At 69.3% G+C, this 23,328-nt stretch carries 23 protein-coding genes; 13 read left to right on the plus strand and 10 right to left on the minus strand.

What is annotated here, in order from left to right:
- Positions 1-10: 10 nt before the first annotated feature.
- A complete protein-coding gene (zapE, locus tag ABIN76_RS06945) occupies positions 11-1,048 on the minus strand; it encodes a cell division protein ZapE (RefSeq protein WP_346958979.1) in 1,038 nt (345 codons plus the stop codon).
- Between the two features lie 216 nt (positions 1,049-1,264).
- On the opposite strand from zapE, the gene ABIN76_RS06950 reads away from it, so the two are divergent.
- The 4 genes from ABIN76_RS06950 to ABIN76_RS06965 all read left to right on the plus strand — a co-directional run bounded on the left by ABIN76_RS06950 (position 1,265) and on the right by ABIN76_RS06965 (position 4,327).
- On the plus strand, positions 1,265-2,182 hold the full coding sequence (locus ABIN76_RS06950) for a sulfurtransferase (protein ID WP_346958980.1): 918 nt from the start codon (positions 1,265-1,267) through the stop codon (positions 2,180-2,182).
- Between the two features lie 10 nt (positions 2,183-2,192).
- Positions 2,193-2,663, plus strand: a complete 471-nt coding sequence (locus tag ABIN76_RS06955; RefSeq protein ID WP_346958981.1) for a SufE family protein — start codon at positions 2,193-2,195, stop codon at positions 2,661-2,663.
- Between the two features lie 9 nt (positions 2,664-2,672).
- A complete protein-coding gene (gene ybaK / locus ABIN76_RS06960) occupies positions 2,673-3,170 on the plus strand; it encodes a Cys-tRNA(Pro) deacylase (protein ID WP_346958982.1) in 498 nt (165 codons plus the stop codon).
- Between the two features lie 161 nt (positions 3,171-3,331).
- On the plus strand, positions 3,332-4,327 hold the full coding sequence (locus tag ABIN76_RS06965; protein ID WP_346958983.1) for an alpha/beta hydrolase: 996 nt from the start codon (positions 3,332-3,334) through the stop codon (positions 4,325-4,327).
- A gap of 398 nt (positions 4,328-4,725) precedes the next feature.
- On the opposite strand, the gene ABIN76_RS06970 is transcribed toward ABIN76_RS06965, so the two are convergent.
- Positions 4,726-6,063 (minus strand): alpha/beta fold hydrolase, encoded by a 1,338-nt coding sequence (locus tag ABIN76_RS06970; RefSeq protein WP_346958984.1) that lies wholly within the window; start codon positions 6,061-6,063, stop codon positions 4,726-4,728.
- Between the two features lie 106 nt (positions 6,064-6,169).
- On the opposite strand from ABIN76_RS06970, the gene ABIN76_RS06975 reads away from it, so the two are divergent.
- From ABIN76_RS06975 to ABIN76_RS07015, 9 genes are all read left to right on the plus strand, one after another.
- Entirely contained in the window at positions 6,170-6,661 is a 492-nt protein-coding gene (locus tag ABIN76_RS06975) for a hypothetical protein (RefSeq protein ID WP_346958985.1), read from the plus strand.
- 14 nt (positions 6,662-6,675) lie between these two features.
- Positions 6,676-7,188: a peptide-methionine (R)-S-oxide reductase MsrB gene (msrB, locus tag ABIN76_RS06980; protein WP_346958986.1), complete on the plus strand. Its 513-nt coding sequence runs from the start codon at positions 6,676-6,678 to the stop codon at positions 7,186-7,188.
- A gap of 148 nt (positions 7,189-7,336) precedes the next feature.
- A complete protein-coding gene (locus ABIN76_RS06985) occupies positions 7,337-8,752 on the plus strand; it encodes a DUF6421 family protein (protein WP_346958987.1) in 1,416 nt (471 codons plus the stop codon).
- Entirely contained in the window at positions 8,749-9,537 is a 789-nt protein-coding gene (locus ABIN76_RS06990; RefSeq protein WP_346958988.1) for an SDR family oxidoreductase, read from the plus strand. Before ABIN76_RS06985 ends, ABIN76_RS06990 begins: the two co-directional genes overlap by 4 nt.
- Before the next feature lie 44 nt (positions 9,538-9,581).
- Positions 9,582-10,691 carry a low specificity L-threonine aldolase gene (locus ABIN76_RS06995; protein ID WP_346959131.1) on the plus strand — a complete coding sequence of 370 codons (1,110 nt, stop codon included), beginning with the start codon at positions 9,582-9,584 and terminating at the stop codon, positions 10,689-10,691.
- Positions 10,692-10,760: 69 nt separating this feature from the next.
- Positions 10,761-11,405, plus strand: a complete 645-nt coding sequence (locus ABIN76_RS07000; RefSeq protein WP_346958989.1) for a DUF3000 domain-containing protein — start codon at positions 10,761-10,763, stop codon at positions 11,403-11,405.
- Between the two features lie 63 nt (positions 11,406-11,468).
- The gene (locus tag ABIN76_RS07005) at positions 11,469-12,872 is read left to right on the plus strand and encodes an HRDC domain-containing protein (protein WP_346958990.1); all 1,404 of its coding nucleotides are present in this window, start codon (positions 11,469-11,471) and stop codon (positions 12,870-12,872) included.
- A 214-nt stretch (positions 12,873-13,086) separates the two neighbouring features.
- Positions 13,087-14,301 (plus strand): acetyl-CoA C-acyltransferase, encoded by a 1,215-nt coding sequence (locus tag ABIN76_RS07010; RefSeq protein WP_346959132.1) that lies wholly within the window; start codon positions 13,087-13,089, stop codon positions 14,299-14,301.
- Positions 14,298-16,463 (plus strand): 3-hydroxyacyl-CoA dehydrogenase NAD-binding domain-containing protein, encoded by a 2,166-nt coding sequence (locus tag ABIN76_RS07015; protein WP_346958991.1) that lies wholly within the window; start codon positions 14,298-14,300, stop codon positions 16,461-16,463. The genes ABIN76_RS07010 and ABIN76_RS07015 overlap by 4 nt, the downstream gene beginning before the upstream one ends.
- Before the next feature lie 94 nt (positions 16,464-16,557).
- On the opposite strand, the gene ABIN76_RS07020 is transcribed toward ABIN76_RS07015, so the two are convergent.
- The 8 genes from ABIN76_RS07020 to ABIN76_RS07055 form a co-directional block, all read right to left on the minus strand.
- Positions 16,558-16,908, minus strand: coding sequence for a VOC family protein (locus ABIN76_RS07020; RefSeq protein WP_346958992.1), 351 nt, complete (start codon positions 16,906-16,908; stop codon positions 16,558-16,560).
- A 112-nt stretch (positions 16,909-17,020) separates the two neighbouring features.
- Positions 17,021-18,595, minus strand: a complete 1,575-nt coding sequence (locus ABIN76_RS07025) for an ABC transporter ATP-binding protein (RefSeq protein WP_346958993.1) — start codon at positions 18,593-18,595, stop codon at positions 17,021-17,023.
- Complete coding sequence (locus tag ABIN76_RS07030) at positions 18,592-19,344, minus strand: energy-coupling factor transporter transmembrane component T (RefSeq protein ID WP_346958994.1); 753 nt, start codon at positions 19,342-19,344, stop codon at positions 18,592-18,594. Before ABIN76_RS07030 ends, ABIN76_RS07025 begins: the two co-directional genes overlap by 4 nt.
- Before the next feature lie 3 nt (positions 19,345-19,347).
- Positions 19,348-20,178 (minus strand): ECF transporter S component, encoded by an 831-nt coding sequence (locus ABIN76_RS07035; protein ID WP_346958995.1) that lies wholly within the window; start codon positions 20,176-20,178, stop codon positions 19,348-19,350.
- A gap of 59 nt (positions 20,179-20,237) precedes the next feature.
- Entirely contained in the window at positions 20,238-21,263 is a 1,026-nt protein-coding gene (locus tag ABIN76_RS07040) for a nucleoside hydrolase (RefSeq protein ID WP_346959133.1), read from the minus strand.
- A 74-nt stretch (positions 21,264-21,337) separates the two neighbouring features.
- Positions 21,338-22,315: an aldo/keto reductase gene (locus tag ABIN76_RS07045; protein WP_346958996.1), complete on the minus strand. Its 978-nt coding sequence runs from the start codon at positions 22,313-22,315 to the stop codon at positions 21,338-21,340.
- 65 nt (positions 22,316-22,380) lie between these two features.
- The gene (locus tag ABIN76_RS07050; protein WP_346958997.1) at positions 22,381-22,599 is read right to left on the minus strand and encodes a hypothetical protein; all 219 of its coding nucleotides are present in this window, start codon (positions 22,597-22,599) and stop codon (positions 22,381-22,383) included.
- 97 nt (positions 22,600-22,696) lie between these two features.
- Positions 22,697-23,254: a hypothetical protein gene (locus ABIN76_RS07055; RefSeq protein ID WP_346958998.1), complete on the minus strand. Its 558-nt coding sequence runs from the start codon at positions 23,252-23,254 to the stop codon at positions 22,697-22,699.
- Between the last annotated feature and the right edge of the window lie 74 nt (positions 23,255-23,328).

Consider the following 23,328-nt stretch of genomic DNA (forward strand, 5'->3'; position numbering starts at 1 on the left):
CAGTTACAGGCTAGGACGGCTCGTGGTTCTGGCCCTCCCGGGCCAGGGCGGTGAGCCGGGACACGGCGCGGAAGTACTTCTTCATGTAGCCGCCGGTCATCATTTCCTCGGTGAACAGCTGGTCGAACGGCACGCCGCTGGCCAGGATCGGTACGTCCTTGTCGTACAGCCGGTCCGCCAGGACCACAAAGCGCAGCGCCACGGCCTGTTCGGTGATGGTCTCGACGTTGCGCCACACTACGCCGTCGATCCCGTCGATCAGCTGCCGGTACCGGCTCGGGTGCACACCGGCCAGGTGGTTGATCAGGGTGCTGAATTCGTCCTTGGCCACCGTCCGGCCGTCGAACTCCGCCTTCATGTGGTGCGTCAGCTCGTCGTTGCGCAGCGGCGCTGGTGCCTTGGGCAGGCCGCGGTGGCGGAAGTCCTCGCCGTCGATCCGGACGACGTCGAACTGGTCGGCGAGGACCTGGATCTCGCGCTGGAAGTCGACGGCGGCAAAGCGGCCGTCGCCCAGGGAGCCGGGCAGGGTGTTGGACGTGGCGGCGAGCTTGACCCCGGCGTCGGCGAGTTCGCGCATCAGCCGGGACATCAGGACCGTGTCGCCCGGATCATCGAGCTCGAACTCATCGATGCAGACCAGCTTGTAGTGGCTGAGCGCCTCCACGGTCTTGCGGAAGGACAACGCCCCCACCAGGTTGGTGTACTCCACGAAGGTGCCGAAGGCCTTGGGCCCCGGGGCTGCGTGCCACAGCGAGGCGAGCAGGTGGGTCTTACCCACGCCAAAGCCGCCGTCGAGGTAGATGCCCGCGCGGGAGGTGTCTTTCTTGCCGAAGAGACGTTTGAACAGGCCGTCACCGTCCCGGGAGCCGACGCCGGCAGCGAAGCTTTGCAGCGCATGGACCGCATGGGCCTGGCTGGGTTGGGCCGGGTCCGGCCGGTAGCTGGCGAACGACACCTCACCGAAGCGCGGCGACGGATAAAACCCGTTGAGGAGTTCATCCACGGAAACCGCCGGCGTTCTGGCGGCGAGCTGTTCGATCTGTACCAAGGTGGTCCGTTCTGCTGGTCTCGTGTCCCCAGAAAGAATACCGGCAACGGCGGGTTTCCATTCCGGGCGCGGGAACGGACGTGACGAAGGCCATATTTCTGCGCATGTAGGCCCGGGAAGCAATCCTGCCGGAGCGTGGTTAGTGTGGTAGCAGGCCCGGCGCCGCGCACCACCCATGGCCCGGCCCCCACGACCGCCCAGTGAAAGGCCATCTTCATGCCCTACCCCGTTGAGCAGAACGACAAATTCGCCGCCTACGCCCACCCCGAACGCCTCGTTTCCACCGAGTGGCTCGCGGCGGCACTTGAAGACGGAGCGCTCGACGGCGGCAAACTGGTGGTCGTCGAATCGGACGAGGACGTCCTGCTGTACGAAACCGGCCACATCCCCGGCGCGGTAAAGATCGACTGGCACACCGACCTGAACGACGAGGTCACCCGCGACTACGTCAACGGTGAAGCGTTTGCCGCGCTGGCCGCCGCCAAGGGGATCTCGCGCGAGAGCACCGTGGTCATCTACGGCGACAAGTCGAACTGGTGGGCCGCCTACGCGCTCTGGGTCTTCACGCTCTTCGGCCACGAGGACGTCCGGCTGCTCGACGGCGGCCGCGACAAGTGGATCGCGGAGGGCCGCCCGATGACCACGGACCGGACGGTCCCCGCGCCCGGTGACTACCCGGTGGTCGAGCGCAACGACGCCCCGATCCGCGCCTTCAAGGACGACGTGCTGGCGCACTTCGGCAAGCCGCTGATCGACGTCCGCTCGGCCGAGGAATACACCGGCCAGCGCACGCACATGCCGGCCTACCCGGAAGAGGGCGCCCTGCGCGGCGGCCACATCCCCACTGCAGCGTCCATCCCCTGGGCCCGCGCCGCCGCCGAGGACGGCACGTACCGCAGCCGTCCCGAACTGGAGGCCCTGTACCTGGACGAGGCCGGACTCACGGCGGGCGACGACGTCGTGGCCTACTGCCGGATCGGTGAGCGGTCCAGCCACACCTGGTTCGCGCTCAAGTACCTGCTGGGCTTCGACACCGTCCGCAACTACGACGGGTCCTGGACCGAATGGGGCAACGCCGTACGGGTCCCCATCGTCAAGGGCACCGAACGCGGCACCGTGCCGGCAGGAAAGTAAAATGGAACTGATGAATACCTCTGCCCTCCCCGCCGCCCTCGCGGACATTGTTGACGACTTCCAGGCCCTCGAAGAAGCCGAGCGGCTCCAGTTGCTGCTCGAGTTTTCGCGCGAGCTGCCGGATCCCCCGGCGCGCCTGCAGGACCACCCGGAGCTGATGGAGCAGGTTGTGGAATGCCAGTCGCCGCTGTTCCTGACAATCGAAACCGAGCCGGCCGGCGACGGGCAGTCCGGCGGCGCGCCCGAGCGGGTGCGCTTGTTCTTCAAGGCCCCGCCGGAGGCGCCCACGACGCGCGGATTCGCCGGCGTGCTGCACGAGGGACTGGACGGGCTCAGCCCGGCCGAGATCCTCGCCGTTCCGGACGACATGCCCGAACTCCTAGGTCTCACCCGGGCCATCACTCCGCTGCGGATGCGCGGCATGACGGCGATGCTCGGTCGGATCAAGCGCAAGGTCGCCGCCCTGCCGCAACAGGGCTGAGCCGGTCCCGTGGCCCGCAAACAGGCGTCCCAGGGAACCCCGGCCACCGCGGCACTCGCGGCGGCCGGGGTTTCCTTCGTCGCGCACCCCTACAGCCATGACCCCGCCGCCACCAGTTATGGTCTGGAGGCCGCGGAGGTGCTGGGGATTGACCCGGCCCGGGTCTTCAAGACCCTGATGGTCGACGTCGACGGGCGGCTCGCCGTCGGCGTCGTGCCGGTGAGCGGCAGCCTGGACCTGAAGGCGATGGCCGCAGCCCTGGGCGGCAAGAAGGCGGCGATGGCAGACCCGGCGACGGCGGAGCGCCGCACCGGCTACGTGCTCGGCGGCATCTCGCCGCTGGGGCAGCGCCAGCCCTCCCCCACGGTGGTCGACGAGAGCGCGCTGGGGCTGGAGACGCTCCTGGTCTCGGGCGGCCGCCGCGGCCTGGACCTGGAACTCAGCCCGGCCGAACTCATCCGGCTGACCGGCGCCCGCACGGCCCGGATCGGCTCACCCCGCAGCTGAAGCGCGAACGTACACCTGGGGCCCTCTTTTGCGCCCGCGCCGGGGCCGCAAGTGTACCTTCGCGAACGGTAACGATTCTAAACGTCCTGAACTGGCGTGATTCGACGTAGCCGCAGTAAAGGGGATGAGAACGGTTGTCCTCTTCGTGCTTGACTATGAGCATGGTGAACTCTAGTGATGTGTCCTGGCGTCTGGATGGCATCAACATGGAGGGGACAGTTGTCCGGCCCGCCGGCGATGGGCCGTTCCCGGCGATGGTCCTCGTCGCAGGCAGCGGCCCGACCGACCGGGATTGGTGTTCTCCGCTGCTTCCCGGCACAAACGGAAGCGGGCGGCTCTTCGCGGAAGCGTTCGCCCGTGTAGGAATCGCATCCCTCCGTTATGACAAGCGGGTGACCGGCCCGCACGCCATGGAGAACGTCCGGAAGCTCACAGGAAAACTCAGCATGCAGTCGCATCTGGACGAGCTGGTCGCGGCCGTTCAAGTGCTCGCCGGGTTGGACTACATCGACTCCTCCAGGATTGCCGGGCTCGGCAACAGCGAGGGCGCCCTCCATGTGCTCCATTACGCCACCAGTGCCCAGGAAATTCCCTTCGTCGGGATCGTGCTCGCTGCCCCACCCGGACGCCCAATACAGGCTGTGCTGCTGTCCCAGTTGACTCTGCAGTCCGCCCAGGTCCCTGGCGGGTCCGAGCTGATGCCGAAGGTCGAGGAAGCTGCTGCGCGCTATGCGGCCGGTCAGCCAATGGATCCCGATCCTGGTCTGCCTGACAGCGTGAAGATGGTCCTCGCGAGCTTCGAGGCTCCGATGAATCTTCCGTTTGCGCGGGAACTGTGGGTTGAGTCGACGTGCGACTCGCTAGGCCGGGTGGAGGTACCCACGCTGGTGCTGATCGGGGGGCGAGACGTACAGATCGATGTGCATGCCGACGGGGACCCGCTCCAGGAAACCGCGGCTGGAATGACGAACGTGACCTTCGCATTCCCGCCCGACGCGAATCACGTGTTCAAGGAAGATACCCGCAGCCCGGCGGAGGTGGCCGCGGCACCAGGGAACGGATACAACGACCCGGACACACATCTCGACCCCGAAAGCGTGGAAACCATCCTCGCTTGGCTGGGAGAGGTATTGGATTTAACGGTGCCCCCGGTCTGACGGGCCCAGCCAGGACGCCTGCTGGTGGACGGTATTGATGTTCAGCGGCAGCCGATGGGCGCCAAAGCCCGCCTCGGGCTGCAGCTGCAATTACCAGTTTCCAGGCCGAAACGTTCACGACAGCTACTCGCTCCTGGCCTGCCTGGGATACATCATCGTGTTGGCCTTCATCGGAGTCCGCTGGTTACGCTGGAACACCCGGTAATTCCAGCCGGGAACCGCCTCAAGGACAGGGCCGCAAGTGTACGCTCACGCTCCCGGGGCGGGCCGCAAGTGTACGTTCGCGCTCCCGGGGCGGGCCGCAAGTGTACGTTCGCGCTCCTGGACGGGGCCGCAAATGTACGCTCGCGCTCCACGACGGGGCCGCAAGTGTACGTTCGCGCTCCTCGGTCGGAGGGTTAGCCGGCCGGGGAGGGCCGGGGCGCCAGTTGCTGCCGCAGCCAAGCCGTGACCAGCGACTCCCATCGCTCCGGATCGACGTTCCATTCCTTGGTGTGCCGCGCCGTGGTGAACGCTTCGAAGGTCACCATCTCCGGGTTCTTCTCCGCGAGGTCCGCGGACGGGCCGTAGGGGACGTATTCGTCGTCGACGGAGTGCAGGATCAGCGTCGGCGTCCGGAGCTCGACGGCGCGGGACACCCAGTCCATCGCCTTCAGGTCCACCGGGGCGGCCAGCCCGGTCAGCCGCCGGCCCAGCGGGTGGCTCATCATCAGCTGCCCGTAGCGTCCGACGGCGGACGGGATCCGGTTCAGCTCGGCGTGGTGCGCCAGGACGTTGACCCAGTTGATCACCGGGGCGTCCAGCACCATCGCCCGGATCAGGTGGTGGTACCGGGACAGGTCAGCGGTCTGCAGGCAGATCGCGCCGCCCATCGACCAGCCGAAGAGCACCACCTCGTGGGCGCCCTGTTCCAGCGCGTAGCCGATTGCGGCCTCCACATCGCGCCACTCGGTGGACCCGAGGCCGTAGCGGCCGTCCTCGGCCGAGGGCGCCAGCCCATCGTTGCGGTAGGAAATCAGCAGGCTGGACAGGCCCAGCTGCCGGGCCACCCGGACGGCCCGCAGGCCCTCCTGCCGCGAGGCGCCGCGCCCGTGCACCATGATCGCCCAGATGTCCGACGCCGGAGCATCGGCCGCCGGAGCATCGGCCGCCGGGGCGGCCCGGACCAGCCACGCCGGCGCTGTTCCGCCGTCGACCTCGATCTGCACGTCTTCGAACGGCAGCCCGATGGCCGCGGGATCCGGATGGACTGCCCCGCTCCAGTAGCCGCGGCGCGCCGTCGCCAGGTTCCCGCTGTAGACGGCCTCAACGTCGCGCAGGACGGTCTGCTCGGCCGGGGAGTAGGACAGGACCCGGCCCAGCCGGGCGTGCCCGCGGCCTCCGTCGAAAAAGAAACCGTAAACGCCCTCCACGGTGGAATCCGGGGTCGCCTTGAGGATGATCTGCTGCCCGCGGCCCTCCCGGATCACCGCCAACACCTCCTGGTCCTCCTCGCGGACCCGGACCGGGGTGATGACCCGCCGGGCAAAGTACAGGGCCAGCGCCGAGGACCCCGCAGCGAGGAGGCCGGCCGCGGCACCTCCGCCGATGATGCCGCCCACCGCCCACTTGGCGCTCCCCGGGACAGGCGTGTCCGGAATGGCGGTGTCCGGCACCGCCGCCTGCAGGCCGCGGGAGGCCCCGCGGGCAGTTGGGGTCCGGGGCTTTTGCGGGACGAGGCGCAGGGTGGATGCCATGGCACCATTCTTACCGAACTCCCGGCCAAGCCCGGCATCCGGCGCACCGCGGCCCATTCCGTGCCGGGGCGGCGGCCCCCGGCGCATTAACGGCTAGGCTGGGGGCATGAGCGACCCAATCGTCATCCTGACAGAAGAGCCCCTCGGCGCGGACGACCGCGTCAACATCGAAACCCTCGTGGCCGGCGGCGATTCGCCGCTGGTGGTCCTGGTCCCGGCGAACACCGAGCGTCACCTGCTGGTGGACTTCCTGGAGAACCTGTCCATGTTGGAGATCGCCAAGGCGTTCCGGGACTTGACCGCCAAGCAGCCGGATCCGGCCGTGGAACGGACGGCTGCCGCGGAAACCCTGGCTACCTCGCTTACCGCGCTGGGCGGCCTTGGCGGCGGCGTGACCGGCGAAGTCGTCGAGGGCCGGGCCGTGGACGGCCTGGTCGCCAAGGTCAAGGAACTGAACGCCGGGCAGGCTGTGGTCATCACCCGTCCGCACGCCGTCGCGGACACCTTCCACACCGACTGGGCCAACGAGGCACAGGACAAGCTGGGCCTTCCGGTGCTGCATTTGTACGCCGGATCGGGATTTATCGGCGACTCCTAAGCGTTATTGACGTCATGAGTATCTTCAGCAACAAGCCCAAAGTCTCGCCCGTCAGCTCCCCCGCCGGTGATGCCGCCGGCAACCCGCCGGCCGCCGGACCGGCACCGGTTGAAAAAACGGACCAGCAATGGCGCGAGGAGCTGAGCCCGGAGGAATACCGCGTGCTGCGCCAGGCCGGAACAGAACGGCCGTACACCGGCGAGTACTGGGACACCCATACCGAGGGCGTGTACCAGTGCCGGGCCTGCGGCGCTGAGCTCTTCACAAGCCGGGAAAAGTTCGACTCGCACTGCGGCTGGCCCTCGTTCTTCGCGCCGCTGGCGGACGGCACCGTGCGCTACATCCACGACCGCACCATGGGGATGGACCGTATTGAGGTGCGGTGCGCGGCCTGCGATTCACACCTGGGCCACGTGTTCGAAGGCGAGGGATACGGCACGCCCACAGACCAGCGCTACTGCATCAACTCGGTCTCGCTGAAGCTGGTCCCGCCGGCCGGCACGGCCGCCGCCGGCCCGGAGTCCTAAGCAACCCCCGGCCCGGCTGGAGCTGGGAGGCTTCCGGGCGCCCCCATGACTCAGAGTTCCTTATGCTCGACAGCTTTTTGGGTTAGAGCTGCTGTCTGCTTGCTACGCTCGCCGTAGACGTTCCAAGCAACCAGAAAGGCGACCGACGATGACCATGACCGCCCTCACCGCCCCTGCCCCGATCACCGCCGAATCCGCCGACTGGCAGCGGCTCAAGGCCGCCGCCACGGCCCTGCAGGCGCTCCAGATCCAGGACGGCTCCGTGCCGGAACCGGCCGACCACGAGGCCGCGGCCGGGCACGTCGCCACCATCGCGGCGGCTGTCGCGGCGCTCGCCCCGGCGTTCCCGCATGACGGACGCTACCTGGACCTCCTGGTTGCCGATTTCCAGCGCTGGGCCGACGGCGGCTTCGGCGTTCCCGACTTCCTGGACTCGCTCCAGGCGTTCCAGCCGCAGCAGCACCGCGTTAACGGCCTGCAGCACCTCGTGGTCTTCCCGATGTACACGCAGAACGGCAGCAGCAACCGCCTGGTCGAGGCCGTGCTGATCGAGGTCATCTGGCCCGAGTTCATCGCCGGACTGGAAGCGGGCGACTACTCCAACAAGCTCTTTGTCCCGATCCGCTTCCTCGACTTCACCCCGGGTTACGACACCAACTCCGCGGTGCTCTTCCCGGAAACCGTGGCCGTCCGTGAGACCCCCACCTTCACCTGGGGCGCCATCTTCGCCGACCGCGAGGCCGCCCGTTTCCGCCGCGTCCTGCGGGCCGCCGCGGACATCACCTCGCTGCAACTGCCCGAGGACGCCGCCGGCCTGCTCGCGGACCAGGAACTGACGCAGGAGACCTTCGTCATGTGGGACCTAATCCACGACCGCACGCACATGCGCGGGGACCTGCCGTTCGACCCGTTTATGATCAAACAGCGCATGCCGTTCTTCCTGTACTCGCTCGAGGAACTCCGCTGCGACCTCACCGCCTTCCGCGAATCGGTGAAGATCGAAAAGGACGAGGAAGCGGACCCGGAAGCCCGCCGGCACGCCAAGCTGGTCCAGTACGCCGTCATTTTCGACCGCATCTTCCGGTTCGCCATCACCGGCAGCCGCGTCCGCAACTACGACGGCCTTGGCGGGCAGCTGCTCTTCGCCTGGATGCACCAGCACCACGTGCTGCACTGGACCGACAGCAAGCTCAGCATCGACTGGGACGAAGTGGCCGACGTCGTCGTGGAACTCGGCGCCCGGATCGAGGAACTCTACTGGCGCTCGATCGACCGGCCCAAGATGGCCCACTGGCTCGCCGCCTACGAGCTCATCTCCGGCACCGTCACGCCAAACCCGGCCTCGGTCTGGGCCAAGGGGCCAGACGCCCTGCCGCTGGACGGCCCGCCGCGCGGCCTCACCGACCAGGTGCTCGACGACGAGTTCCCGCTCTCCATGTTCTACGAGGCGCTGGAAAAGAAGATGCGGACCGTGATCGAATCGACCGCCGGCATCACGGGGTCGACAGACACCCACCCGGACACGGCCGCCAGCCCCGCCACCCAGGCCATCAACGCCGGATGAGCAGCGGACGCACGCTCAACATCCTGGTGGCCGGCGGCAGCAGCCCGTCCGGAATCGCCGTGGCCCGCGCCCTCCGGGGCGCGGGGCACACGGTGTTCACCGTCGGCTCCGATGCCGCCCGCATCCACGCCGCCGCCGCCGACGCCGGCAGCGGCGTGGTGCCGCTTACCTGCGACCTCGCCGATCCGGCGGCGGTCCGGGACCTCCACGCAGAGCTGACGGCACGGGCCGGACACATCGACGGCGTGATCCACCTGGTGGGCGGCTGGCGCGGCGCGAAGGGCATCACCGACCAGAGCGACGAGGACTGGGAGTACCTGGAACGCAACGCCGTCACCACGCTCCGCAACGTCAGCCGGACCTTCTACGACGAGCTCGCTGCCTCGGACACCGGGCGGCTGGCCATCGTCTCCTCCAGCGCGGTGGCCAGCCCGACGGCGGGCGGCGCCAGCTACGTGGCGGCCAAGGCCGCCGCGGAAGCCTGGACCCTCGCCGTGGCGGACGGCTTCCGGCGCGACCAGGCCCGAAAGTCCGGAAACCCAACCGACGCAGCGAATGCTGCAAACCCAGCCGCCTCCGGAACGGCAGCAGGCCCGGAACAGCAGCACAGCGCCGCCGTCGTTTTCGTGGTGAAAGCCCTCGTCGATCCGGCCATGCGCGCGGCCTCCCCCGAACGTAAATTCCCCGGCTTTACCGACGTCGAGGAGCTGGCGGCGGCCGCCGTCGAGCTTTTCCGGACCCCCGCCGCAGAACTCAACGGCCGGCGGCTGCCCCTTAACCGGTAAGCCGGCACCCCTAGACTGAAAGCGTGAGCAAAGAGATGACCAGCATGGTCGAAACAAACCCGGTCGAAACCACCACCCCTGACGCTGCCCCCGTGGACACCGCGGCGCGGCTCCACGACCCCTCCGTCCGAGGCTTCGCCTCGGACAACTACTCCGGCGTGCACCCCGAGGTCCTCGCCGCCCTGGCCGCAGCCAACGAGGGCCACCAGGTGTCCTACGGCGAGGACGACTACACCGCCCGCCTGCAGGAACTGATGGAACAGCACTTCGGCGCGGGCATCGAGTGCTTCCCCGTCTTCAACGGAACCGGCGCCAACGTCCTGGCGCTGCAGTCGCTGCTCCCCCGCTGGGGCGCCGTCATCTGCGCCTCCACCGCCCACATCAACATGGATGAGAACGGCGCGCCGGAGCGGATCGGCGGCATCAAGCTGCTGCAGGTCCCGACGCCGGACGGCAAGCTCACGCCCGCCCTGATCGACCAGGAAGCCTGGGGCTGGGGCGATGAGCACCGGGCCCAGCCGCTGGCCGTGTCCATCACGCAGACCACCGAGCTGGGCACCTGCTACACCCCCGAGGAGGTCCGCGCCATCGCGGAGCATGTCCACTCCAAGGGCATGAAACTGCACATGGACGGTGCCCGGCTGGCCAACGCAGCGGCCCACCTGAAGGTGCCGCTGCGGGCCTTCACCCGCGACGCCGGCGTGGACATCCTTTCCTTCGGCGGCACCAAGAACGGCCTGCTCTTTGGCGAGGTGGTGATCGCGCTGAACCCCGAGGCCGCCCACGGCCTGGTCTACCTTCGCAAGATGAACATGCAGCTGGCCTCCAAGATGCGCTTTATGTCCGCCCAGTTCATCGCCTTGCTTGAGGGCGACCTGTGGCTGCGCTCGGCCTCGCACGCCAATGCGATGGCTGCCCGGCTGCGCGCCGGCGTCGAGTCGATCCCGGGCGTCGAACTGAGCCAGAAGACCGAGTCCAACGGCGTCTTCGCCGTCCTGCCCGCCGGGGTGGCGGACCGGCTGCGGAAGTCCTTCCGCTTTTACGACTGGAACGAGGCGGCCCGTGAGGTGCGCTGGATGTGCTCCTTCGACACCACCGAGGAAGACGTTGATTCCTTTATCGCCGCGATCAAGCGCGAGCTCGCGGACGGCTAGCAGCTCACCGGTTCCGGCCCGGCGGCGAGCCTGCCGGGCCGGGACGGGCCCGGTGCATAATCTTTCACTGTGAACCCACTCGACCAGGTTCCGGCGGATTTTCTCTTCGCCCTGGGGACGCTTCGAAAAGCACGGTGCCGCAGCGAGCTGCGCTTGGATGAGATCCCGGCTCCCGGCCGGCTCGCTCCCTACGCGGTGGCGCTCGGCGCGGAAGTGGTCGTCCCCGGCGACGCGGCACCGGGCGCGGTCCATGGCCCGGCGGCCGCCGCGCTGGCGCCGGCGTCCGGCAGCGACGACGTCGAACTTGCCACCGGCCGCTTTATCCTGCTGCACGACCCCGACGGCTCCGCCGTCTGGGACGGCGAATTCCGGATTGTCACTTACATCCGGGCCCAGCTGGAGCCGGACATGGGCAATGACGAGATGCTGGGCTCCGTTGCCTGGACCTGGCTCGTGGAAGCACTGGAAAACCACCAGGCGGAGTACCGTTCGGCTGGCGGCACTGCAACCCGGGTGCTCTCCGAGAGCTTCGGCACGCTCGCCGACCGGCCCGGAACCATCGACATTGAACTCCGCGCCTCCTGGACCCCGGCCGGCCGGGACATCACCGCCCACCTGGAGGCATGGTCGGACATGGTCTGCACCTTTGCCGGCCTGCCGCCGCTGCCCGAGGGCGTCTCCGCGCTGCCCCGACGGCGTCCGCGGCGGGCATGATCACGCCCGGAGCGCCGCAGCCTCGGCCGGCAAGGACAGGGTTGTCGGTAAACTGGAGTCATCATGACCCCTCATAATCCGGAAATCAGCACCGCGGGCACCGCCACAAACACCGCCACGAACTCAGCCGCAGGCACAGTCCCCAGCCCGACTGACGCCGCGGACACGGCAGCCCACATCACGGTCGAAGGCTTCGACAGCCTGGTCCCCGAGGTCATTGACCTCGACGCGCCCCGCGACGGCGTCCCCCTCGTCATTGAGACCCGGGCAGGACTGGAACGCTGCGCCGCCGCCCTGGCCGCCGGCCACGGACCTGCGGGAGTTGATGCGGAACGCGCCTCGGGATTCCGTTACGGCCAGCGTGCCTTCCTCGTGCAGATCCGCCGCGAGGGCGCCGGCACCTGGCTGATCGACCCGGAGCCCTTCGGGGACCTGCGCATCATCAACGAGGCACTGCGCGGCGTTGAATGGATCCTGCACGCAGCCAGCCAGGACCTCCCCTGCCTGTCCGAACTCGGTATGTGGCCGGACAAGCTCTTCGACACCGAACTCGCCGCCCGGCTGGCCGGGCTGCCGCGGGTGGGCCTTGCCGCCGTGATCGAACAGCTCCTGGGCTTCGGCTTGGCCAAGGAACACTCCGCCGCCGACTGGTCCACCCGGCCACTGCCGGAACCCTGGCTGCGCTACGCCGCGCTCGACGTCGAGGTCCTCACCGAGCTGCGCGAAGAGCTGATCGAACTGCTCACCGCGGACGGCAAACTGGACTACGCCGAGCAGGAATTCGCCGCGATCCTTGAGGCCGGCCAGACCCCGCCGCGCGTCGACCCCTGGCGCAAGACTTCCGGGCTGCACCAGATCCGCGACCGGCGCCAGCTCGCCGCGGTCCGCGAACTCTGGCTGGAGCGCGACTCACTGGCGCAAAAGCGCGACGTCGCCCCGGGCCGGCTGATCCCCGATTCGTCCCTCGTGGCCGCCGCCAAGGCCATGCCGAGCACCGTCCCGCAGCTGCTCGGCACCAAGGGCTTCCATGGCCGGGCCGCGCAGCGCGAGGCCCCCCGCTGGCTGCGCTGCATCAGCACCGCCCGGAGCCTTGAGGAGCTCCCGCCGCTGCACCTGCCCACCAATGCTCCCCCGCCGCCGCGCGTCTGGGCCGACCGGGATCCCGAGGCTGCCGCGCGGCTCGCCACCGCCCGGCCGAAGCTGCAGACCCGGGCCGAGGAACTGAACCTGCCGGTGGAAAACCTGCTCACCCCGGATTACCTGCGCCGCGTGGCGTGGCGGCCGCCGGCCGAGATCAGCGAGGAAGGCATTGCCGAGGAGCTGCAGAACCTCGGCGCCCGCCAATGGCAGATCCAGCTCACCGCCCCGCTGATCGCCGACGCCTTCCTCAACCCGCAGCCGCTGTCCCCGAAGGAAGCCAAAGCAGCCCCGGCGGAACCGGCAGCACCGACCGACGCCGGTTCCTGACGCCCGGCCCACCAACTCCTTGCCAGCTATGTTACTGATGAGTAACATAATTAGGGATGCCGCCTGATCAGGCCCGTCCATCCGAGCCCCCAACCGGCGGACGGAGATCCGGCACCCATGTCTCAATGAGGAGTAATACGTGAGCCAAGCCAGCAACGGAACCGACAGCGGCGCAAAGCCCAGCACCGGAAGACGCAACACCGTCCGCGACGTTATCTTCGTCGACGGCGTCCGCACCCCCTTCGGCCGCGCCGGCGAGAAGGGCATTTACGCCGGAACCCGCGCCGATGACCTTGTGGTCAAGTGCATCCGCGAACTGATGCGCCGCAACCCGTCCCTGCCGGCCGAACGGATCGACGAGGTGGCCATCGCCGCCACGACCCAGACCGGAGACCAGGTCCTGACCATCGGCCGCACCGCCGCCTTGCTGGCTGGTCTGCCGCGCACGGTTCCCGGCTTCGCGATCGACCGGATGTGCGCCGGCGCGATGACCGCGGTGACGACGACGGCCAGCGGCATCGGCTTCGGCGCCTACGACGTGGTGATCGCCGGCGGCGTGGAGCACATGGGCAACCACCCGATGGGAGCCGGCGCGGACCCCAACCCGCGCTTTATGTCCGAACGGATCGTGGACCCGGCCGCCCTGAACATGGGCAACACCGCGGAAAACCTGCACGACCGCTTCCCCGCCATCACCAAGGAACGCACAGACGCCTACGCCGTGGCCTCCCAGGACAAGCTGGCCGCGGCCTACGCCAAGGAACAGATCCAGCCGGACCTGGTCCCGGTGGCCACCATGAAGCCGGGCCAGGGCTGGACCGTCAACACTGTGGATGAGCCGCCGCGCCCGGGCACCTCGGTGGAGGACCTCGCTGCGCTGCGCACCCCGTTCCGCGCGCATGGCCGCGTCACCGCCGGCAACGCCGCCGGCCTCAACGACGGCGCCACCGCGGCCCTGCTCGCCTCCGCCGACGCCGCCGAGGAAATGGGCCTGCCGGTCAAGATGCGCCTGGTCAGCTACGCCTTCGCCGGCGTCGAACCGGAGGTCATGGGCATCGGCCCGGTCCCGGCGACTGAAAAGGCGCTCAAAAACGCCGGTCTCGGCATCGAGGACATCGGCCTGTTCGAAATCAACGAGGCCTTCGCCGTGCAGGTCCTCAGCTTCCTGGACCACTTCGGCATCGCCGACGACGACCCCCGGGTGAACCGCTACGGCGGCGCGATCGCCGTCGGGCACCCGCTCGCCTCCTCCGGCGTCCGGCTGATGAACCAGCTGGCCCGCCAGTTCGAGGAAGACCCCGGCGTCCGCTTCGGCATGACAACCATGTGCATTGGCCTGGGCATGGGCGCCACCGTCATTTGGGAAAATCCGCACCACGCCGACTACGGCACCGAATACACCCCCACCGAGACTGGAGCCGCAGCATGAGCGCCGCCGATTTCCACAAGCTTGCCGAACTGTTTCCCAACGAGACCGTGACGCACTCCTACGTCCAGGACATCCAGCTCCCCGCCGTCGACGGCAAGAGCCCCGGCACCTTCGCCCTCGTCACCCTGGACAACGGCCTGGACCACTCCAAGCCCACCACCCTGGGCCCGAACACCCTGATCGAGCTCGGCACCGTGCTGGAAGGGCTGCGGGAGCGTGCCGCGCGCGGTGAGATCGTCGGCGTCGGCGTGACCGGCAAGCCCTACTTCCTGGTCGCCGGCGCGGACCTCTCCACGGTCAAGTCGGTCAGCGGCCGTGAACAGGGCCTCTGGATGGCCCAGCTCGGCCACGACGTTTACGCCACGCTGGCGAACCTCGGCGTGCCCAGCTTCGCGTTCATCAACGGCCTGGCCCTGGGCGGCGGGCTGGAGATCGCCCTGCAGTCCACCTACCGCACGGTCTCCACCGGGGCGGGTGCGCTGGCCCTGCCCGAGGCGTTCATCGGGCTGATCCCGGGCTGGGGCGGGGTGTACATCCTGCCGCGGCTGATCGGCCCGGAGAACGCGGTCAAGGTGATGATCGAAAACCCGCTGAGCAACAACCGCACGCTGACCGGCCCGCAAGCCTACGAGCTCGGCGTCGCGGACGCCATCTTCGAGCCGGCCGACTTCGTCGAGCAGTCCGTGGCCTGGGCCGCGCAGGTGATCGCCGGCGCCACCGTCCCCGCGCGTACCAATGCCGTCGACCCCTCCGCCCCGGAGGTTGCCGAGCGCTGGGCCGCGTCTGTCGCCGCCGGCCGGGCGTTCGTGGAGGCGAAGACCTCCAATGCCTCCCCGGCACCGGCCAAGGTGCTGGATGTGCTGGAAGCCAACCGCACCCTGACGCAGGCCGAATCTGCGGAGCTGGAATGCCAGACCCTCGCGGACCTAATGCAGACGGACGAGTTCCGCTCCACGGTGTATGCCTTCCTGGACCTTGTGCAGCGCCGTTCCAAGCGTCCCGCCGGCGCCCCGGACCGCAAGCTCGCCCGCCCGGTGACGAAGATCGGCGTCGTCGGCGCAGGCCTGATGGCCAGCCAGCTGGCGCTGCTCTTCGCCCGCCAGCTCAAGGTGCCCGTGGTGATGACCGACATCGACCAGGCCCGCGTGGACAAGGGCGTGGACTTCGTGCATGCCGAGGTGGACAAGCTGCGGGCGAAGAAGCGGATCAGCGCGGACGCCGCCAACCGGACCAAGGCCCTGGTCAGCGGCTCGGTGTCCAAGGAAGCCTTCGCCGACGCCGATTTCGTGATCGAGGCTGTCTTCGAGGAGCTCAACGTCAAGAAGCAGGTGTTCAAGGAGGTCGAGGCGATCGTCTCGCCCGAGTGCATCCTGGCGACCAACACCTCCTCGCTGTCCGTCACCGCCATGGCGGAGGACCTGCAGAACCCGGAGCGCCTGGTGGGCTTCCACTTCTTCAACCCGGTGGCCGTGATGCCGCTGCTGGAGATCGTCCGCGCGCCGAAGACCGACGACGCCGTGCTGGCCACCGCGTTCGAGCTGGCCAAGGGCCTGAAGAAGTCCGCGGTGCTGGTCAAGGACGCCGCCGCGTTTGTGGTCAACCGGCTGCTGCTGCGGCTGATGGGAGAAGTGACTGCTGCCTTCGATGAGGGCACCCCGGCCGAGGTGGCGGACAACGCGCTGCGCCCGATGGGCCTGCCGATGACGCCGTTCACGCTCGGCGCGATGGTGGGGCTGCCGGTCGCGCAGCACGTCCAGGAATCGCTGCACGCCGCTTTCGGGGACCGCTTCACGGTGTCGAAGAACCTGCAGGCCCTGATCGACAACGGAGTCAGGTCCCTCTGGGATCCGGCCTCGGTGAAGGCCGGCACGCCGGTGATCCCGGCGGAGACCCTGGCCCTGATGTCATTCGGCGATTCACCCTCCACCGCCGAGGAAGTGCTGCGCCGCACGCAGGACGCCCTCGCTGAGGAAATCGGCCTGATGCTGGCCGAAGGCGTGGTGGCCGGACCGGAGGACATCGACCTCTGCATGATCCTCGGCGCGGGCTGGCCGATGTTCCTGGGCGGCATCACCCCCTACCTGGACCGGGTGGGCGCCTCCGAGCGGGTCAACGGCAAGAAATTCCTGGCACCGGGTGTGGCCTCGGAACCTGCCGCCTAGCAGCCGAAGACGAAGGCGCCGCCGCCCGTGCCGTGATGGCGGGGCGGCGGCACCTTTGTTCGTTCGGCCGGCCCGGCAGGGGCGGCCGCTGCCGTTAGCACTCGCAGATCATCAGCACGTTGCCATCCGGGTCCTTGAAGTTGAACCACTGGCCGTCCCGGATCTCCGTGACCTCCGCACCGGCGTCCTGCACATGGGCGTGCGCGGCCTGGATGTCGGAGGTGTTGAGATGGAACGCGGGCACCCGGAAGACCGCGTCAGCGGAGTAGATCTTGCTGTCCAGGACCAGGCCGGCCCCGTTCATCGGCAGCACATAGAGATGACCGAAGAGAATCTCGCCGTCCGCCGGGGCACCGAGCAGGGAGCAGTACCAGTCCCGGGCCTTGGCGATATCGCTGACCGGGACGAAGACCGTCCCGATCTCCGGGGCTATAGCGTTTGTCAACGGTTCCTCCTGGTCAACGGTTCCTCCTAGTCAGGGGCAGGCCCGCTCCGACGCGGGAAAACTCCAAGAAATATACAGTGCCGGGCGGCAGTTGGTTCGTAACCGGCGCTCGTCAGATTTCCCGCAGGCTGCCGCCGTCGAGAACCAGGACGCGGTGGGCGTTGGCGCTCGCGTAGGCGAGGTCGTGCGTGACCAGTACGACGCCGGCGCCGCGAGCCGCCTCCGCGGCAACGGCGTGCTGGAGCCGCTCAAGGCCGTCCCGGTCCAGGCCCACGGTCGGCTCGTCCAGCGCGATGACCGCCGGCCTGCGGGCCAGGACCGTGGCCAGGGCCAGGAGCCGCTGCCGGGACGAGGGCAACTCGGCCGGGTGCGCCTGCGCATCGGCCGCGAGCCCGACGGCGGCCAGCGCCTCCTGCGCCCGCCGGCCCGCCGCGTCCGCGCCGAGCAGCCGGCGCAGCCCGAAGCCGACTTCCCGCAGCACCGTCCGTTCAAAGAGCTGGTCACGCGGCTGCTGGAACAACAGACCGACCGAGGCGGCAACGCGGCCGGTCGGGATCCCGTGGATGCTTCTTCCGCCCACGAGCACCTCCCCGGTGTGCGGCCGCAGCAGCCCGTTCAGGAGGCGGAGCAGCGTGGATTTGCCGGTGCCGTTGGGACCGGTGATGGCGACAATTTCACCGGGCCGGACCGTCAGGTCCAGATCGCGCAGCAGGGCCGTGCGGGTCTCCTGCTGTGCGGGCCGGGCGGGCTTCCTCGCGATGGCCGGTGCCGGTCCGTAGCCGAAGCTGATGCCCCGCAGTTCAAGCACCGGGGCCGCGGCGGCGGCCGCGGCGGTCAGCTGCGCGGGGGTCTGGGCGCTGCCGGACTCCGTCACGACGCCGGCGTCGCTGAGCACGGGCCCGGCAGCCAGCCCGGCCGGCGGGCCTTCCGCGGTTGCCGTGCCGGCATCCAGGACGAGCCAATGCCCGGCACGGCGGGCCAGCGCGTCGGCCCGCTGGCTCAGGAGCACGACGGCGGTGCCGGCGTCGAGCAGGGACTGCACCAGCTCCGCCACCTGGCTGGTCCCTGCCGCGTCCAGGGAGGCCAGCGGGTCATCGAGGACCAGCACGTCGGGCCCGGCGATCACCGCGCAGGCGACCGCCAGCCGGCGCAGTTCGCCGCCGGAGAGCTCCGCAGGGTTCCGCTCCAGCAGTCCGCTCAGGCCGGTCTGTTCGGCGCTCCGGGCCACCTGCCGGATCATCTCCGGGCGGGGCACGCCGCGGTTTTCCAGCCCGAAGGCCAGCTCCTCGGCCACGGTGGAGCGCACCGAGGACAGCATGGCGCCGGCGTCCTGCGGCACGTAGCCCACTCGGCCGGACCAGGCGGCGGGGTTGATCCGGGGGTCGCCGGCGCCGCCGCGGAAGTCCAGGCGGTCCGCGCCGAGGGCCAGGCTGCCGAGCAGGGAGCCGGAGTGGCCGGCCCGGACCCAGCCGGCGAGCAGTTTGCCGAGGGTGGTCTTGCCGCTCCCGGAACCGCCCAGCACTGCGGTCAGGGATCCGGGCAGGACGGAGAGTTGCACGTCACGCAGCACCGCGCCGGTGTCCCCGTGGTAGCTAAAACTGGTGATCCGGGCAGCGGCCGCCGGCAGCGCGGCGGTGGCGGACTGCCCAACTCCTGCGGCTTGCCCGGCCGGCCCGTTACCGGTCACGAGGGCACCCCCGCCGGCCAGGCCGTGATCAGCCGCAGCAACACGGCGGCCGCGGCCAGCAGCAGCGCCGCGGCCCGGAAGATCCGCTGTCCGGGCGGGTCCTCCAGCTGCCGGTAGCTGGTCCGCGGGCCGGGGGCACCGAAACCCCGCGCGTCCAGGGCCTGCGCCCGGAGCCCGGCGTCCTCCACCATGCCCAGGACCAACGGAACCGCCTGCAGCCGCGCGGCCGCGAGCCGGGACAGCAGCCCGCGCCGGACCACGAGGCCGCGCGCTTCCTGGGCGTGCCGGATCCGGGCCAGCCGGGCCGCCATCGCGGGAACCAGCGTGAGCGTGGAGGCCAGCACAAAGCTGAACTGCGGCGGGAGGCGCCGCGCGGCCAACGCCGTCGTGAGGTCCGGGACGTTGACGGTGAAGGAGAAAAGCAGGAGCAGCAGGACACACGCGGCCGTCCGCGAGGCCAGCTCCAGGGCGAAGTTGAGCCCTTCGGCGGTCATGCGGGCCGGCCCCCACTGCGCCAGCACCGTATCCCCTTCCGGGAAGAAGAAGCCGTGCAGTACCAGCAGGGACAGGAACAGCGGTCCGAGGATGACCGTGCCCGCCCCCAGCACCCGTGCTGCCACGCCTGCGCGTGCGGCGAGCAGCACTGCGGCGAGGGCCACGCCGACGGAGAACGGCCAGCTGCCGGCCGCCGTCGTCATGACCGCGGCGCAGCAGGCAGCGGTCAAGGCCGTGAGCGGGTGCAGGGGCACGGCCTAGGCTGCGGGGTCCGCCGGGACCTTGCCGGCGAGCACCCGGAAGCGGCGGACAAAGGCGAACTGGAACGTGGTGCGCCGCGGCAGGGCGTAGGCCAGCAGTGCGGCGATCGTGAAGACGATCGCCTTGTCCATCGGGTCGGAGATGAGGGCCTGCTTTGTGATCGCGGCCAGCAGCGTGTCGCCCATGGCCCGGAACGCGCTGACGATCGCGCCGGTGCCCAGTCCCGCGGTTCCGCCGTAGACAAACGCCGCGATCGGGGCGGAGACGACGCCGGCGAGGATGCCGGTGACGAAGCCGGCCACGGGGGCGAAGTAGAAGCGGCGGAAGAGTCCGGCGCGGGCGGCCAGCCCGGCGAGGAAGCCGATCAGCGCCGCTCCGGCGGCGAAGGGCAGCACGGTGGGGTTGAAGAAGGACCAGACGATGCTGCCGAGCACTCCGGTGGCGGCGCCGGCGGCAGGTCCGGCGAGGACGGCGATCAGGACCGTGCCGATCGCGTCGAGATAGAAGGGCAGTCCGGTACTGCCCATCAGCTGGCCGAGGACCACGTTGAGCACGATCGCTACCGGCATGAGCACCAGGGTGGAGGTGGGCAGCACGGGCAGCACCGCCAGGAGCAGCAGCACCGCGCCAAGCAGGAAGCCGCCGAGGGCCACCAGGGCGGAGAAACTGGCGGGTCCGGTGGCGATGTCCGCAGGCTGGCTGAAGACCAGGAAAACGTAGGTTGCCGCGATGGCCGCGGCACCGGCAAGTTCGAGCAGCCGGCGGCGGCCGGGGGCCGTCCCGGCGCGGGCGTCGGTGTCGGGCAGGGTCAGGGGTTGCGGTGACATGGGAAAAGTCCTTCGGCTGGGGTTTGCTTCGTCCGCCTCATGTCACCTCGGCGCAGCTATCATCTTAGCGATCCGGCAGCCAACGAGCGCGCCAGCGCGCCAACGGAGGAGATCAGCTCGTCGAAGCATTGCCCCGGATCGTTGCCGGTGACGATCCGGGCGTTCGGCGGCAGTCCCCACAGGCCGCGGAAGTCGGCCACCGTGGTGCCGGCCAGCAACGGGGACTCCGTCTCGACGTCGACCGTCGCCCGCCGGGTGCTGACGGGGGTGCGACCGACGGCAGCGCAGGCGGCAAACGCGTCGTGCATGTGCGCCACATAGCCCTGGTCGTAGAGCCGGTGGAACTCCATGTAGAAGCGGATCGCGTCCGACAGGCACGCCACCAGCGGGCTGCTGGAGCTGCTGCGCAGTCCTTCGGGCTGCTCCGGGAGCACCAGTTCGGGTTCCGGCGCGCCGGCGGCCTCGCCGAGCCGCCGCAGGTGCTCCGGCAACATCTCGATCCGCTCCGTGGTTTCCAGCGCGCAGACCACGGGCAGCTTCTCCTCGGGCAACCCGCGGTAGGCCGCGTAGACCTCCTTGGCGGCGTGCGGGTCCACCGCGGTGTTCCACTCCGCCGTCGGCGTTGTGTTGCCTTGGTAGTAGAAGCTGCCGCCCATGATTACCAGGCCCTTGAGCAGCCTGGGGAGCTCCGGTTCGCGGCGCAGGGCCAGGGCAAAGTTGGTCAGCGGGCCGGTGATCAGCCCGGTGATCTCCCCCGGGTGCGCCCTGGCTTCCTCCACCCAGACGTCCACGGCGTGCCGTGCCGAGATGGCCTGGGCGGGGGCCGGCAACTCGGCATAGCCGATCCCCTGCGGGCCGTGGGTCTCCTCGGTGGTAACGAGCGGAATCTGCAGCGGAACCTCGGATCCGACCGCCACCTCAATCCCCGACCGGCCGCACAGCTCCAGCAGGGACAGGCTGTTCAGCGCCACCTGGCGTGCCCCGACATTGCCGGCGGTGCAGGTGATCGCCTGCAACCGGACCTCAGGCCGGGACAGCAGGTAGACGATGGCCAGGGCGTCGTCGATCCCGGTATCGACGTCCATCAGGACCCGGTGTCCGGCGGCGCCCGCTCTGGGCGGTGAAGCGTTCAGCACGGTAGGGCTCAGAGCAGGGAGGCTCAGAACAGGGCAATCTTCGGCGTGCGCGGGAAGATCTCATCGAGCTCTGCCAACTCTGCGGCGTCCGGCACCCAGGCCACGGCGGCGGCGTTCTGGCGGACCTGGTCGGGACGGGTGGCGCCGGCGATCACGCTGCTGACGGAGGGCTGGGCGGCGAGCCAGGAAAACGCCACCTGGATCTCGGTCAGGTTCCGCTCGGCGGCGAAGGCGGAGAACGCACCCAGCTGTTTCCAGTCGGCGTCGTGGACGAGGTTGGTGCGGGTGTGGCTCAGCCGCGATCCTTCGGGTGCCTCCCCCTCGGAGTACTTGCCGGTGAGCAGGCCGTTGGCCAGCGGGAAGTAGGGCAGCACGCCCAGGCCGTACGCTTCGGCGGCCGGGGTGACCTCCAGCTCGGCGCGGCGGTCCAGCAGGTTGTAGTGGTTTTGGCTTGAGATGAAGCGTGCTCCGCCGCGGCTGCGGGCCACGAATTCGGCCTCCGCAATCTGCCAGCCGGCCCGGTTGGAGTGGCCGATGTAGCGGACCTTTCCGCTGGTGACGAGCTCGTCGAGAGCCGCGAGGGTCTCATCGATCGGCGTCAGCGGATCCGGCGTGTGGAACTGGTAGAGGTCGATCCAGTCCGTTCCCAGCCGGCGCAGGGAGGCCTCGGCCGCCTTGATGATGTAGCGGCGCGAGCCGCGGGCACCGAAGTCGTTGCCGTTGGTGCCGCGCATGTCCAAGCCGAACTTGGTGCCGATCACGGCGTCGTCCCGGCGGCCGCCGAGGGCCTTGCCCAGCATGGTTTCGCTAAGCCCGGGCTCCCGGCCATAGGCGTCGGCGACGTCGAAGAAGGTGATCCCGTTGTCCAGGGCCGCATGCACGACGGCGTCGGTCCCCTCCTGCGTCTCGGTGGCCGTGTTTGCCCGGCCCAGATTGTTGCAGCCAAGTCCCACCACGGAGACGGTCAGTCCGGAATTTCCTACGCGTCGGTATTCAGTCATGGGATTCAGCCTATAACGGCCGAGGGCGGGTCCCGGGCAGGCTCCCGGGCGGCCTCCCGGGCAGGCTACCCCGCGGGCAGTTCCAGCCCGTGTTCGTCCATGGCGTCCTGGAGTTGCGCGAGGGTGCGCGGGCAGATGCCCGGCATCCCAGCCAGCCTCCGGCGGCCCAGCAGCACCAGGTGTTCCAGGGTTTCCACTCCCGCGTGCGCCAGGGACTTGCGCGCCGGCGCCGCCAGCCCTGCCGGTAACGGAGTGCTGCCTGGTCGAGGGGATTTACGCGTCATTGACGTACCTTCCAGTCGCTTGCCCCCAAAACTGATGTGAGCCGTGCCCGGCTCCTAACAGGTGGTGCCCGGAGTGCGTGGTGGCTGCCGGTGCTGCCTAGAGCGTGAAACTGTTGGCCGGTTTGGCCGAGTGCTTGAGCTTGAACTCGGTGCTGCCGAACGGGGCGGCGCCGATGCTCAGCTTGGTGAAGTCCAGGTCCTCGCCGCGGATGCAGACCTTGATCGCGTTGACGGTCTTGTTGACGTCCGGGGTGAGGCAGAAGATGTTGAGCTTGGCGTCGGCGAACTCGGAGCGGTCCACCACGCCGAGGCCGCGCCAGGCGAGGTGGCTGATCAGGGCGTCCTTGGCTTTTTCCTCAAGGTAGCGGTCGCGGCTGGTGCCGTCCTTGGTCTTCAGCGCGTATTGCGCCACCACCCAGAACTGTTCCTCGTCCGGGATTTCCGCGTAGCCGTCCTCGGCGCACTGCGCCGCGAAGGCCTCCATCAGCCCCTCGCCCGCGGCGGCGTCGGCAGCCTCGGTTTCCTCGGTCTTGCTCTGGTGCCCGACGACGCCGTGGTTCATCACGAACTCGTGGTATTCCTCGTCGATCCAGGCTTCCCGGAAGTGCAGGACTCCTTCTTCGTCGCGTTTGTAGACCCGGATGATGCCGCTCATGGTAAGTCCCTTCGTATACCGTCCGCGGTCTTTGCCGTCGAAGGGTGCTTGCTGTGCCTTGACGGCCTGGTAAA

Source organism: uncultured Arthrobacter sp. (genome assembly GCF_964021775.1).
GTDB lineage: Bacteria > Actinomycetota > Actinomycetes > Actinomycetales > Micrococcaceae > Arthrobacter.

Coding starts and splice junctions, on each gene's coding strand:
- ABIN76_RS07040 (WP_346959133.1), bottom strand. CDS start 21,263: ATGGACGTCGATACCGGGATCGACGACGCCCTGGCCATCGTCTACCTG.
- ABIN76_RS06965 (WP_346958983.1), top strand. CDS start 3,332: ATGGTGAACTCTAGTGATGTGTCCTGGCGTCTGGATGGCATCAACATG.
- ABIN76_RS06990 (WP_346958988.1), top strand. CDS start 8,749: ATGAGCAGCGGACGCACGCTCAACATCCTGGTGGCCGGCGGCAGCAGC.
- ABIN76_RS07050 (WP_346958997.1), bottom strand. CDS start 22,599: ATGACGCGTAAATCCCCTCGACCAGGCAGCACTCCGTTACCGGCAGGG.
- ABIN76_RS07015 (WP_346958991.1), top strand. CDS start 14,298: ATGAGCGCCGCCGATTTCCACAAGCTTGCCGAACTGTTTCCCAACGAG.
- ABIN76_RS07045 (WP_346958996.1), bottom strand. CDS start 22,315: ATGACTGAATACCGACGCGTAGGAAATTCCGGACTGACCGTCTCCGTG.
- ABIN76_RS06995 (WP_346959131.1), top strand. CDS start 9,582: ATGGTCGAAACAAACCCGGTCGAAACCACCACCCCTGACGCTGCCCCC.
- ABIN76_RS06975 (WP_346958985.1), top strand. CDS start 6,170: ATGAGCGACCCAATCGTCATCCTGACAGAAGAGCCCCTCGGCGCGGAC.
- ABIN76_RS06985 (WP_346958987.1), top strand. CDS start 7,337: ATGACCATGACCGCCCTCACCGCCCCTGCCCCGATCACCGCCGAATCC.
- ABIN76_RS06950 (WP_346958980.1), top strand. CDS start 1,265: ATGCCCTACCCCGTTGAGCAGAACGACAAATTCGCCGCCTACGCCCAC.
- ABIN76_RS06955 (WP_346958981.1), top strand. CDS start 2,193: ATGAATACCTCTGCCCTCCCCGCCGCCCTCGCGGACATTGTTGACGAC.
- ABIN76_RS06970 (WP_346958984.1), bottom strand. CDS start 6,063: ATGGCATCCACCCTGCGCCTCGTCCCGCAAAAGCCCCGGACCCCAACT.
- ABIN76_RS07005 (WP_346958990.1), top strand. CDS start 11,469: ATGACCCCTCATAATCCGGAAATCAGCACCGCGGGCACCGCCACAAAC.
- ABIN76_RS07035 (WP_346958995.1), bottom strand. CDS start 20,178: ATGTCACCGCAACCCCTGACCCTGCCCGACACCGACGCCCGCGCCGGG.
- ABIN76_RS07055 (WP_346958998.1), bottom strand. CDS start 23,254: ATGAGCGGCATCATCCGGGTCTACAAACGCGACGAAGAAGGAGTCCTG.
- msrB (WP_346958986.1), top strand. CDS start 6,676: ATGAGTATCTTCAGCAACAAGCCCAAAGTCTCGCCCGTCAGCTCCCCC.